We start from the raw sequence: 12,754 nt of genomic DNA, 5'->3' as shown, positions 1-12,754 counted from the left end.
AGGACGCGATCCACATGAATAAATCAGAATTAATTGATGCAATTGCAGAGAAAGGGGGATTGTCTAAGACTGATGCTGGTAAGGCCTTAGACGCTACAATTGCTTCAATCACTGAAGCGCTTAAGTCTGGTGATACAGTTACACTTGTTGGTTTTGGTACTTTCAACGTGAAAGAACGTGCTGCACGTACTGGCCGTAACCCACAAACTGGTGCTACTTTAGAAATTAAAGCAAGCAAAGTACCAAGCTTCAAAGCTGGTAAAGGTTTAAAAGATTCTGTTGCTTAATCTTTTAAATAAATACTAAACGCGCCTTTTCGGCGCGTTTTTTATTAAACATTAGAAAATGTGTCGATAACACATTCATTCATTGCTGCTTTTCAGTTAAAATCTCGGGCAAATAAAATATTGGAATACTTATGGAATCTTTTCGTAAAGTTATTAAGGGTTGGTTGGGCAAAGCTTTGCTCATTTTGTTTTTGACCCCTTTAGCACTTGTAGGTATTGAAGGATATTTTAGTAGCGGATCAAAAGACGCTGTAAAATCAGTCAATGGCCAAGATATTTCTGAAAAGGAATTAGAGACCTTAACCGCTTCCTTTAAAGAACAATTCTTAGCTTATGCCAATGGGGATGAAACTTTACTCAACCAAAGCTTTATTAAAGATAAAGCGATGGACCAACTGATCGCAAATACTTTGTTATTGCAACAGGCTGAAAAGCTGGGCATTTCACTCAGTGATACTCAAATTGAACAGATGATTGCTCAACAGCCAAGTTTTCAAGAAAATGGAAAATTTTCAGAAACACGTTATTCAAGCTATTTACAATCTGTGGGTATGAGTAGTGATGCGCTTGTTGCAAACTTACGTCAAGACCATGCATTAAAAATGATGCGTTCGACTTTTGTTGATTATGCATTGGTGAGTAAACTAGATATTCAACAAATTGCTAACTTACAAACAGAACAGCGTACTGTGCAGTTTGCCAATGTAAATCTTGATGAATATAAAAAGAACGTCAAGGTTTCAGCACAAGAGATTGAAAACTATTACAAGCAACACCCAGCTATGTTTAAACAAGTGGCAAGTGTGGATGTTGACTATGTGTTATTAACACCAGCCAATGTTCCTGCTGCTGCTTCACCTGTTACAGATGCGGAGTTGCAGCAAGCCTATACACAGTTTGTTGAAGCACAAAAAGATAATGTTGCGCCTTTGGTTAAACATATTCTGATTACGACGGATGCACGTACAGATGCTGAAGCGAAAAAACGTGCAGAAGAAGTTGTGGCAAAAATTAAAGCAGGAACAAGCTTTGCAGCAGCTGCGGCTCAATACTCTGAAGATACTGCATCTAAAGCGAATGGTGGTGCTTTAGCAGTTTATAACAAAGGCACTTTTGGTGATGCTTTTGACCAAGCTGTAGCATCACTTAAATCAGGTCAAGTATCAGCGCCTGTAAAAACTGAATTTGGTTACCATGTCATTGAAACTGATGCGCCAGCTGTGAAGTTGCCATCTTTTGAAAATGAAAAAGCACGTTTGACGGCGGAAGTTCAAAAGAATAAAACAGCCAATGCATTCTCTGATACTGTAAACAGCTTAAATGAACTGGTTGTAGACTCAGATGCTTTAGATGTGGTGTCTCAAGAAGTTAAAGGTGTACAAGTTCAAACTGTAAAAGGCATGACCTTATCTACACAGCATCCTGTATTAAGTAATGCTGCGGTAAAAGTGAAACTGTTTAACGATGACGTTAAAAACGGTGATCGTAACGCGACCAGCAGCATTCAACTTCCGAATGGGGATGTGGTTTGGGCAAAAGTACGTGATTATCATGCGGCAGGTGTCCAAACGCTTCAAGAAGCAACACCACGTGTGAAAGCAAAATTGGTTGAACAAAAAGCTTATGATGCTGCTAAAGCCAAAATTGCTCAAAGTTTAAAAGACTTTAAAACTCAACCAGCAGTATCTGTTGTTGCCAAGAGCGGTTTGACCTTTACTCCACCGCAAGTATTTATTCGTTCACAAGGTTTACCGCGTGCAGTTGAGCGTGCGGCGTTTAGCCAAGCGGCACCAAAAGAAGGACAGTGGTCTGTAACAACAGCATTATTGCCAACAGAAATGGTGGTAGTTGCGGTATCAAACGTAAACAAGACGACGTCTAGTGCATTGACGGATGAGCAATTGGCTGAGCTTTCGAAGTTATATCAACAACTTCGTGGTCAGCAAGAAGCTGAAGATTATGTGCAATACTTAAAAGCACATGCAAAAATTAAATAATCGCATCACATAAAAAAACCTGCATTCATGCAGGTTTTTTTATGTGTGTAGATAAACAAATTTTATTTAAGGATAAACAAGCTTAGGCACGAATTTTGAGCTCATAACCTGAATATTTACGAATATTAATCACGCCTGTATCTAAAATCAGGTACTGACCTTTAATCCCTTGTAACTTACCGCGAATAACTGGGGTTTTATCCAGATTGTGGGATTTAATTTTCTCAGGATATTGCACAACTGGATAAACAAACTCGCGTGGCAGTTCAGTTTCCAAAAGCTCAACCGTTTCATTGAATTCAAGATTTTGACTAAATTCCTCACGAATGGTTTGGATTTTAGGTGCAAATTCTTCGATGAGTTGTTCGCGAACTTCAATCAAGTCGAGTGGTTCAGCTTCGCCTTTGAGTAATTTGCGCCAATCGGTTTTGTCTGCCACTTGTGTGCCAAACATAATTTCGAGCTGGCCTGAAAGACGACGCGAACCGACTTTCATAATTGGAAGGGCTTGGGTTGCACCTTGATCAAGCCAACGGGTTGGCATTTGGCTAATCCGTGTAATCCCAACTTTTAGAGCACTTGAGTTAGCTAAATAAACAATATGTGGCTGGAAACAAACTTCATGCGCGAAGCTGTCTTCTCGGCAAGTGCCTAAGTGGTAGTGACAGGTTTCAGGTTTCATAATACACATGTCACAAGAGGCTTTGGTTTTAAAGCACTTAAAGCAATGGCCTTGCGAAAATGATTTAGAAGTCTTCGTACCACATGAAACACAGAAGATTTTACCAGTCCATTCAATCTCGATTTCTTGACCCAAGTTAAAAGGAAGGTCAACTTCTGAACGATCTAGGATAAATTTATATTCAACATTTGCCTTGTGTGTATGTTGATCAGTTACACTAAGGTCCTTAAGACCTGCATGCATTTTATGGCAAATGCCTTGAAGTTCCATACAGAATTACTCACTCAATATTAAGGATGCGGTTATGGCTGAACTGAACGTCATTACTTCTATGCTAGACGATTTATCTCAAGAACAGCCTATTTCAACTGCATTGTGCATTGGGCAGGATCTCAGCCCAAATCATCATCAATCTATTCAATGGCAATATTTTAGCGTATCTGACTTTTTAAGTCTGCCTTTTACCCAGCGCTATGATTTAGGTTTTGTGCTTTTTGACACGGTAGAAATGCAAAATATAAGCTCACAACAAAAATCACAACTATTGGTGCGTTTAAGAGATTTGATGGCAAAGCGTATTGTGGTGGTGAGTCAATTGCAGGATGAACAACTGCTTCGTGCTTTAGGTTTTACTCAACTGATTGATAAAACGACGCATGGTAAAGACTTTGCTTTATGGCAATTTAATATTTTGACCTATAAGCATGTACCTGACTGGTTCAATTCAAAATTTTGGGCTAATCCTGAAAACTGGAATAAATTCCGTTGGTGATTCGACTGCGACTCTATTTTTTCATTCATAGCAAAAATTAACAATTTATCTCTATAGGGTTTTTTTAAACACCGTATGCTGTTTAAAAACCTAGACAGGATAAAGTGATGACGAACCTTAATAATATTATAGAAATTTTGGCAAAGCAGGCCATGGGCGGTCAGCAACAGTCAAATCAGCAAAGTGGTTTGGGTGGAATTTTGGGTTCGGTGCTTGGGCAACTCGGAGCGGGTAGTACGGGCCAAACACAACAGGGTGGTCTGGGCGATATTTTAGGCTCGGTGTTAGGTGGTTTGACTGGTGGACAGTCGCAGCAGGCGCCAAACTCGCAGAACTCAGGATTTGCAGGCGGTGGAAAAAGTTTATTGATTGCGGTATTGCCTTTGATTTTGGCATGGATTCAACAGCAAGGTGGTTTGCAGGCAGCTTTAGATAAACTCAAAGGGCAAGGTTTAAGCAGTCAGGTTGAGGACTGGGTTTCTACAGGACCAGGAGAAAACGCCAGTGTAAATCCAGAGCAAGTGCAAAACTTGTTTGATGATGCCGCGGTGGAGCAAGTTGCAGAGCAAGCGAATGCACCTAAACAAGATGTATATAGTGCTATTTCACAAGTGTTACCGCAAATTATTGATTCACTTACCCCGCAAGCAGGACAAACCAATCCTCAAGAAGCCAACGAGGATATCCAACAGGTATTAAACTTGGTTTCAGGTTTCTTAAAGCGCTAAATCCGAAATAAAAAGCCATTCTAGAATGGCTTTTTATTACTTAAAATTCTAAATTAAAAAACACGCCGAAGCGTGTTTTTTAATTTTTAGGGGAGCGTTAAATTAGAAGTCGTAACGGAAACCTAAAGAAAGTGCTGTAGCATTTTCGTCTTTTTCACCACTAACAGAGTATGAGCGACCCTCTTTCCATGGCGTAAGATTAGCATTCTTATCATTTAGCATGGTTGCAAGGTTGGCATAAACGCGTACTGCTTTATCCAAGCGGTGCTCAACACCAATTGCAACTAAACTTGAATTTGCATCATCAGCATCGACATCGCGGTAGAAGTATTCACCACGTAGAGCTGTTTTTGGCGTAAATTTGTATTCACCTGCAATACCGAATACTTGAGCATCAAAATCACTTAGATCATCATGATCGTATTGAGCAATTTGATACATTGCACCTAAGTTAAAATCAGGTGTGATTTTGTATGAACCAGCTAGTCGGAAAGCATCGCGTTCGGCTTTAATTCCTGTTGATGAAACATTTTGCGATGTCGTTGCAGAGTTATCTTCATATTTCTCATATGCTGCTGCAAAGTCGACATTACCTTCTTTGTACGTTAAAGCTAGATCGTAAGCTTTATTGTCCTCAACGCCTTCTTTTGTTGTTCCATCTTTAGCGATAGATGTACCCTTGTGCATTGAAAGTGCTGCAAGTACATTGAAGCCACCACCAAATTTAGGTGATTTATATTCAATAGTGTTGTCATTACGCTCATCAAACTTCAAATCACCAACACGTGTTACGTTACGTACATCACCAACCATGTCACCAAAGAAGTTGATTGGACCGCGTGCAGCCTTGAATGGGCTGTCAAAACGACCTACACGTGCTTGACCGAAGTCACCTTTTAAACCTACGAAAGTATCACGTGTTGCAAAATCTACGCCTTTATCATCAGCAGAGCCGCTTGCGAAGTTAACTTCTTGCTCAATTTGACCAAATACAGTCATGCCATTTTCAAGTTCTTGCTCTACTTTGAAACCTAAGCGTGAAGAGTTTGAAGAGATTCCAACTTCGTTATAGTCAGCGCCATCATCCAGATAGTCTAAAGAAACATGCGCACGGCCATAAATTTTTACGTCAGCAGCCATCGCTAAGGTTGGTGTAAGTAAAGTTGCCCCAACTGCTAATGCGCAAAGTGTTTTTTTCATGTGTAGCTCCAAGAAAGACTTTTTGTTGATTCGTCTATAAAAGGTTATTCAGTCGTCTTTTTATTAATCAGACTTCTGTCTCTTGGCGCTCATTATTGATTACAAATAAGTCATTAATATTAAGGGAATATTACAAAAATATTAAACAATCCAATGTCAAATGCATTTCCACGATAAATTGTTAAGGTAGATTCTGGAGACTTATATTATTGATCTTATTTATTTTTAGGCCTAAAAAAGGAGCCGAAGCTCCTTGATTGAATGGATGGAATTACAAAGCAGCACGAATTTTTTCTGCTTGTGCTTTGATTTTTTCTTGATCACCCATTTGCAACGCATGCTTACCTAGCTCATGTACCGAACTCGGAATGAGGTGGAAATGTACATGGGGAACGGTTTGCCCAGCAGCAGCTCCAGACAGTTGCATGAGGACAATGCCTTGGGCATCCAAACCGACTTCAATGGCTTTTGCTACTTTTTGTACCACTTGAATGGTGTAAGCAGCAGCATCGGCAGGGAGGTCGAGTAAAGTCACAGCAGGCGTTTTTGGTATGACTAAAGTATGACCGTCTGCTTGAGGCATAATATCCATGAATGCAAGAACTTGGTCATCTTCATATACTTTTATGGCTGGAAGTTCACCACGTAAAATCCGTGCAAAAATGTTTTGCTCATCGTAAGCCATGTCTATTCCTTAAGTTTCGCTTAAACTGATTTACTTACAGTTCAATTCTTTTTGACGTTCTTTAATGGCGTCAAGACGTTGTTGCTCTTTTTCAGAGAATTTCGGTTTAGTGGTGTAGCAATTATCATTGCCAAATTTTGCTTTCGCTTCAGGGTCCTTGAAACAGAAACCTTTAGATGCATAAATGACATCATGATCATCTTTTAATTTTTGACACTCTTGCTCAGGTGATGCCGCAAAACTTTGCGCCCCGATTAATGTTGCAAGACTGGCAAAAACCGCTACAGTCAACTTTTTCATGAGAATTTCCTCAGTTTGTAACATTGTATGTAGTCACGCTATTACTTTATAGGGGTTTGTTCTGTTTATTCAATGGTGAGTTCTTACTCAATTGTAATTTTACTTCATAATTGCTGCATGTAATACATAAAATTTATATATATCAATTACTTTATAAATAGCAGATAGAAATAGATATTTCAGTTTTTTATGTAATTTAGCCTATTTTTATAACTTTTTTAGGCTCTAAACACTTTTAAATTTCATTTAGGGGGGCGCAGTACTTGGGTACGTCAGCATTTTTAACCTTTAATGTTCGCCTCATCTCAAATGCTATTTCAGGCATTTATATACGATTAGCAATGAATTTTTTTAAATTATTTATTTTTTCTGAATTAAGCGCTTATGTATTATTATCGTTTAATGATATTTTGCTGTCTTAAATGGACTCTTTTGCATGCTTATTTTAGACAGTCTAAAAGCTTTATTTATTGCTATTTTATTATTGAATGCCTTGTGCTGGGGATTTACTAGAAATAAGTGGGTGGAAAATAAATTATGGAAATATCTTTTATTTTCTGTGAATCAGAGGGTCGTAGTCTTTAACTGCTAAATATAAACCATTGAGCAAAATATAGAATAATAAATAAAGCTTGATTTAAACTTAACTTAAGTTTAAATCATTATGCAGTTCGTTATGAAAGGATGAATTAAAATATGAATGTTTTAGGTCGAACATTTCTAATTTATGGCGCAAGTAGAGGCTTAGGCAAAGCGATTGTAAACTTAGTGCCTGAAGCTCAGGACAAAGTTTATGGTGTCTCCCGTACTATTCCTAAAAATAATGCTCAATTGAATTGGATTTGTGCGGATTTATCTGCTCCTAACGATGCAGTAGATAAGGTAAAAGAAGCAGTCAAAGATGAGAAAATAGATGTTCTTATTTATAATGTTGGAATCTGGGAAAATAATGCTTTTACAGAGAATTATAACTTTAAAGAGGTTTCATCTGCTGAGTTAAATATCATTCTAAATACAAATATTAATACTTGTATTCAGTCTCTTCAGTCCTTGATAGAAAATTTAAAGTTATCGGATAACGCTAAAGTCATATTGATCGGTTCTACATGGGGTGTGGACAATCATAATGGCAAAGAGTTAGTCTTTTCTGCAACGAAATATGCTTTGCGTGGAATTGCTCAATCATTGCGTGAGATTTTGCGTAACGACCTGATTGGGGTGAGTGTTTTAAATCTAGGGTATTTGGCAACAGAATATGAAGCAGATGTTCCAACAGCAACTGTATTGGCAGAGACCAATCATACTTTAATTCCTTTGTCCGATGTTATTTTAGCCATAAAATTTATCATCTCCACCAGTAATGCATCTTGTGTTAAAGAAATTCTCATGCCTGCAATGAAAGATGAAAATATTTAAATCGAGATGTTTCGCTGTAATTTTACATGGACGTATTTATCGGATAGTTTTATTTTTCGATACCATATTCGATCTAGGTGAAGCTACTTTGGAGTGAAAACTCATCCATCAATATATACGTTCCTACAGCTCTTTGGTATTGGTCAATTAACGGCACTAGTCTTTTAAAATGCTCCGTTTCACAATGTGCATCTAGTGCTGCACGATCAGGCCATGCTTCAATAAATATAAAATGCCCAGCGTCTTTTTGATCAATAAATAGGTCGTAGGATATACATCTCGGTTCAGCTTTTGTTTTTTCTACAAGTTCACGATATAAAGGCATGACTCTATCAAGATGTTCTAGTTTAATAAAATCCTGAGCAATGACTTTAAGCATAAATTGTTTATCCTAAATTTAATTCGGTTTTTTATACACAAGTATATGTGCTGAATTAATTGAGTATACAGAGCTCTACTATAAAATTAATCAAGCTCAAAACAATCTTTAGTCTTAATTCATTATAAAAGTGGCAGTAAAAATATTGACCTTAGACTAACTCCATAGTTTTAAATCAAATGACTAGACTGGAGAGCTGAGTATGCTAACGCTATTAGAACAGACACCGATTTTAGATTATTACCATCCATCGATTCAAAATTTGATTGAACAACGCAAATGGAGAGATCTTGATGAAGTTAATAAGGTGAGGAATATTTATAACTTTGTTCGTGATGAAGTTCAATTTGGCTATAACACGGGAGATACGATACAGGCATCTCAAGTCTTAAGCGACGGTTATGGTCAGTGTAATACCAAAGCAACGTTATTGACGGCGTTACTGCGAGCGGTGGGTGTAGCCACTCGGATACATGGGTTTACCATCGATAAAGCCTTACAAAAAGGCGCAATCAAAGGCATTTGGTATAAGTTATCGCCCAAGAATATTTTACATAGTTGGGTCGAAGTTCATGTGAATGGACAATGGTATATTTTGGAGGGTGTAATTCTTGATCGACTTTATCTAGAAAAATTACAAAGTATAAATAAGCATCAAGCAAAAACCTTTTGTGGTTTTGGGGTATTTACCGAGAATTTTGAAAATCCACCTATTGATTGGAATTTGAATGATACTTTTATCCAAGACAAGGGGATTAATCAAGATTTCGGTTTATTTGATAACCCAGATGATTTTTATAATATGCATCAACAAGAACTTAGTCCGATACAACGTATGGCTTTTAAATATGTAGTCAGACACTTAATGAATCAAAACGTCAATAAAATTAGAAATATACAAAAAGCCTCTTTATGAGGCTTTTTGTTCGGCCATCGGAATAGCTTAACTTATGATTAAAGTTAAAGTATGACTGACTATGATAAGCATTACTCTAAAGTAATTTTGCTCCATGACTCATATAGTTTAACTGCTGAAGAAAAATCGCTGTCTGCTTCAGATAAATCACTAGCAGTTTGAATTAAACTTTGAGCCAGTCCAATCACAGGTGCGGATAGTTTTGCTTCGCGGACTAAATCAACGGCAATGCCCGTATCTTTTGCTAATAGAGGGAGTGCAAAAGTAAGCGGGAAGCTGCGGTTGAGAATGCGCTGTGGTAAAACAGTTTCAGTTACGCCACTTTTACCACTAGACGCATTAATGCAATCTAATGCTTCGTTTAAGTTTACGCCATGGGCTTTTAGGGTGGTAAACCCTTCGGCAACAGCACAGAGGTTCACAGCCAAAAGCATATTGTTTACGGCTTTAACTGCAAAACCAGCACCCGATTCGCCCACGTGTTTAATCAGTTTACCAAACGCTTGAATAGCTGGTAGTGCGCGTTCAAAAGCTGCGGCATCACCACCGATCATAACCGTAAGGGTTGCATTATCAGCACCAATAGTTTGACCACTTACCGGTGCATCTAAAAAGTCCACACCGTGTTGTTTAAGCTGTTCAGCTACTTTTTTTGCAGAAGAGGGTACACCGCTGGTGCAATCGACCCAAATGCTGCCCGATTTAAGCTCAACTTGTGCAAGTAAGTCTTCAATATCTTGACTGGTTGGAAGGCAAGAGAAGACTACATCGGCCTGAACTGCTTGCGCAAGTTCCACCGCCTGCGTGCCATAGGCTTCTGCATGTTGTTTTGCTTTATCAAAATTGCGATTCCATACCCACACGTGTTCAAAGTGTTTAGGTAAGTGTGATGCCATGCGATAACCCATGGCGCCTAGACCGATAAATGCAACTGACTGAATCATGTCAAACCTTAGTATTTAAATTTTACTTGAACGTTCACTTAACCACTGAGCCAGTTGTGGCCAAAATTCATCGGCACTACGCTTACTCGACATCAGTCCTAAATGTCCCCCTGGGATAAGAGTAAACGTGACATCGGTGCTACTTGTCAATTGGGTTAATGGCTGAGCTGCCTCTGCTGTAACAAGTTGGTCTGTTGTCCCCGCAGCCACAAGCAATGAGCACTGTATATTTTTTAAAGCTATGCTTTTCTCATTTAATGTGATTAGTCCAGTTTTGAGTGGATTACGTAGCCAAACATTAAAAAGCATGTCTTGATTGATGCCGCCGGGATAATCAATCATACGATTGAGAAAACCGCCAATGGTGGCATGTTCATACAAGGCTTCATGGTCATCTAAATTAAGTAGCAGATTCTTATGACTTTGAAACCAACCGATAGGATCAATGATTTTAAAACCAAAAGTATTTAATCTCCCAGAGGTATGAAGCAGGCGCTTTGGTATTTTGCCCTGATAAATTTGCTGTTGTAATGCTTTGCTTTTTGAAATGATTCGATTGAGATATGCAAAGAACTGTCCATTTCGCCCAGATTTATAACTGTCAATTGGACTCCCTAAAACCATTAAATTTTTCACAAAATTGGGTTGATGTAAGGCGGTATACAAGGTCACGAAAATGCCAGCCATACTCCACCCATGCAGAGAAATTTGCTCGCTATCACTATGTTTTAAAATGCTTTGTATACAGAGTGGAATATAATGATCAATAAACGTCAGAAAGTTAAAATGACGGTTATGAATATTTAATTTTCCCCAATCAATCACATATATGGCAAAGCCTTGCTGTTGGAAGTACTTCACCAGTGAGCGATAAGGATAAAGGTCGTAAATAGACATATTGATGGCTAGCGGGACCACAAAAACTAAGGGTTCTTTATACTTACGCACTTCAGGCGCGTAATAGCGAATTTGGGTCAGATCAAATGTTTCAATCACTTCATAAGGTGTGCTTTGTGACAAAATGAGTGACTTTCCATTAAAAATGCGCGTAGAAAGATTCTTTAATTTATTTTGATGCATTGAAATTTTAGTTTTTAAAGCGTGCATATAGGTCTTAGATCTCAAATAAGCAGAAAGTTTGATCGAAGTCTAATCAATATTCGCGTATTTTACCTTGACCTTAAATAGCCTAGACGCTCAAAATGTTGGCAATTCTTTACAAAGGCAGTCTGTCGACTGAACCAGAGCCATGAGCCTACAAGACGAATTTGAATACCAATTAGATACCTTAGCCATTCGTACTGGGCATACGCGTAGTTTCGAGGGAGAACATGGCGAACCTATCTTTCTAACTTCATCATTTGTCTATGAAAATGCAGCAGAGGCCGCAGCAAAATTTTCAGGTCAAGAGCCAGGAAACATCTACTCGCGTTTTACCAACCCAACTGTTGCAATGTTTGAAAAACGCCTTGCAGCTTTAGAAGGTGCAGAGCGTGCAGTGGCAACCAGTTCAGGTATGGCCGCAATTATGGCCGTGGCAATGTCATTTTTAAAACTGGGTGATCATGTGATTTGTTCACGTGCGGTATTTGGTTCGACCGTATCTTTGTTTGAAAAATATGTGGCTAAGTTTGGTGTGGCTGTCGACTTTGTCGATTTAACAGATTTAGACGCATGGAAAAATGCCGTTAAGCCTGAAACTAAATTACTCTTTGTTGAGTCTCCGTCTAATCCTTTGGCTGAAGTGGCAGACGTTCAAGCACTTGCTGAAATCGCACATGCCAATGGCGCACTTTTAGCAATTGATAATAGTTTCTGTACGCCAGTATTACAGCGTCCAATTGAGTTTGGTGCGGACTTGGTGATTTATTCAGCGACGAAGTATTTGGATGGTCAAGGTCGTGCTCTTGGTGGTGCAGTAGTGGGTAGTCATAAACTACTCGAAGAAGTATTTGGTTATGTGCGTACCACAGGGCCTTCAATGAGTCCTTTCAATGCATGGGTATTCTTAAAAGGCTTAGAGACTCTACGTTTACGTATGCGTGAGCATTCAGCAAGTGCGCAAAAGCTAGCAGAATTCTTAAATACACACCCGAAAGTCGAAAAAGTGTATTACGCAGGTTTACCAGAGCATATTGGGCATGAGCTTGCAGCGAAGCAACAAACAGGCTTTGGTGGGATCGTTTCTTTTGAAGTGAAAGGTGAGCGCGAAGGGGCATGGACTGTTATTGACAATACTCAGTTTATTTCAATTACAGGCAACTTGGGCGATGCGAAATCGACCATTACCCATCCTGCAACGACTACCCATGGCAAACTTTCACCAGAAGCGAAACAAGCCGCAGGAATTCGTGAAGGTTTAATTCGTGTTTCTGTTGGTTTAGAAGATATTGATGATATTATTCGCGATATCACACGTGGTTTAGACTTAATCTAATTTTTTAATTT

14 protein-coding genes are annotated in these 12,754 nt (G+C 38.7%); 7 read left to right on the top strand and 7 right to left on the bottom strand.

Translation table 11 applies throughout. From position 1 onward, the window contains the following. The first annotated feature begins 14 nt into the window (after positions 1-14). Both WH214_RS14085 and WH214_RS14080 read left to right on the top strand, forming a co-directional pair. A complete protein-coding gene (locus WH214_RS14085) occupies positions 15-287 on the top strand; it encodes an HU family DNA-binding protein (RefSeq protein ID WP_004697018.1) in 273 nt (90 codons plus the stop codon). Between the two features lie 131 nt (positions 288-418). Then, positions 419-2,284, top strand: a complete 1,866-nt coding sequence (locus WH214_RS14080; RefSeq protein WP_339422709.1) for a SurA N-terminal domain-containing protein — start codon at positions 419-421, stop codon at positions 2,282-2,284. Positions 2,285-2,366: 82 nt separating this feature from the next. Here WH214_RS14080 and WH214_RS14075 read toward each other — a convergent pair whose 3' ends face one another. Then, complete coding sequence (locus WH214_RS14075) at positions 2,367-3,236, bottom strand: DUF2797 domain-containing protein (RefSeq protein WP_339422710.1); 870 nt, start codon at positions 3,234-3,236, stop codon at positions 2,367-2,369. 34 nt (positions 3,237-3,270) lie between these two features. On the opposite strand from WH214_RS14075, the gene WH214_RS14070 reads away from it, so the two are divergent. Beyond that, positions 3,271-3,738: a DUF6231 family protein gene (locus WH214_RS14070; RefSeq protein ID WP_301433515.1), complete on the top strand. Its 468-nt coding sequence runs from the start codon at positions 3,271-3,273 to the stop codon at positions 3,736-3,738. Positions 3,739-3,845: 107 nt separating this feature from the next. Next, positions 3,846-4,466, top strand: coding sequence for a YidB family protein (locus WH214_RS14065; RefSeq protein ID WP_339422711.1), 621 nt, complete (start codon positions 3,846-3,848; stop codon positions 4,464-4,466). A gap of 102 nt (positions 4,467-4,568) precedes the next feature. On the opposite strand, the gene WH214_RS14060 is transcribed toward WH214_RS14065, so the two are convergent. The 3 genes from WH214_RS14060 to WH214_RS14050 all read right to left on the bottom strand — a co-directional run bounded on the left by WH214_RS14060 (position 4,569) and on the right by WH214_RS14050 (position 6,651). Continuing rightward, on the bottom strand, positions 4,569-5,666 hold the full coding sequence (locus tag WH214_RS14060; RefSeq protein ID WP_339422712.1) for a porin: 1,098 nt from the start codon (positions 5,664-5,666) through the stop codon (positions 4,569-4,571). Positions 5,667-5,937: 271 nt separating this feature from the next. Then, positions 5,938-6,351, bottom strand: coding sequence for an HIT family protein (locus WH214_RS14055; protein WP_004697031.1), 414 nt, complete (start codon positions 6,349-6,351; stop codon positions 5,938-5,940). Positions 6,352-6,381: 30 nt separating this feature from the next. Further along, positions 6,382-6,651, bottom strand: a complete 270-nt coding sequence (locus WH214_RS14050) for a YARHG domain-containing protein (RefSeq protein ID WP_004697032.1) — start codon at positions 6,649-6,651, stop codon at positions 6,382-6,384. 696 nt (positions 6,652-7,347) lie between these two features. Here WH214_RS14050 and WH214_RS14045 point away from each other — a divergent pair. Further along, entirely contained in the window at positions 7,348-8,067 is a 720-nt protein-coding gene (locus tag WH214_RS14045) for an SDR family NAD(P)-dependent oxidoreductase (RefSeq protein ID WP_339422713.1), read from the top strand. A 73-nt stretch (positions 8,068-8,140) separates the two neighbouring features. On the opposite strand, the gene WH214_RS14040 is transcribed toward WH214_RS14045, so the two are convergent. After that, positions 8,141-8,446: a putative quinol monooxygenase gene (locus WH214_RS14040; protein WP_339422714.1), complete on the bottom strand. Its 306-nt coding sequence runs from the start codon at positions 8,444-8,446 to the stop codon at positions 8,141-8,143. A gap of 202 nt (positions 8,447-8,648) precedes the next feature. Between WH214_RS14040 and WH214_RS14035 the strand changes: the two genes are divergently transcribed. Beyond that, positions 8,649-9,362: a transglutaminase-like domain-containing protein gene (locus tag WH214_RS14035; protein WP_339422715.1), complete on the top strand. Its 714-nt coding sequence runs from the start codon at positions 8,649-8,651 to the stop codon at positions 9,360-9,362. 71 nt (positions 9,363-9,433) lie between these two features. Here WH214_RS14035 and WH214_RS14030 read toward each other — a convergent pair whose 3' ends face one another. Both WH214_RS14030 and WH214_RS14025 read right to left on the bottom strand, forming a co-directional pair. Further along, positions 9,434-10,306: an NAD(P)-dependent oxidoreductase gene (locus tag WH214_RS14030; protein WP_339422716.1), complete on the bottom strand. Its 873-nt coding sequence runs from the start codon at positions 10,304-10,306 to the stop codon at positions 9,434-9,436. Between the two features lie 15 nt (positions 10,307-10,321). Continuing rightward, positions 10,322-11,413: an alpha/beta fold hydrolase gene (locus tag WH214_RS14025; protein WP_339422717.1), complete on the bottom strand. Its 1,092-nt coding sequence runs from the start codon at positions 11,411-11,413 to the stop codon at positions 10,322-10,324. Between the two features lie 142 nt (positions 11,414-11,555). On the opposite strand from WH214_RS14025, the gene WH214_RS14020 reads away from it, so the two are divergent. Then, on the top strand, positions 11,556-12,743 hold the full coding sequence (locus tag WH214_RS14020; protein ID WP_339422718.1) for an O-succinylhomoserine sulfhydrylase: 1,188 nt from the start codon (positions 11,556-11,558) through the stop codon (positions 12,741-12,743). Positions 12,744-12,754 lie beyond the last annotated feature (11 nt).

This window comes from Acinetobacter sp. MYb191 (genome assembly GCF_037572605.1).
GTDB lineage: Bacteria > Pseudomonadota > Gammaproteobacteria > Pseudomonadales > Moraxellaceae > Acinetobacter > Acinetobacter johnsonii.
Note: the sequence above shows the minus strand (reverse complement) of the source record. Positions and strands in the feature narration are given on the sequence as shown.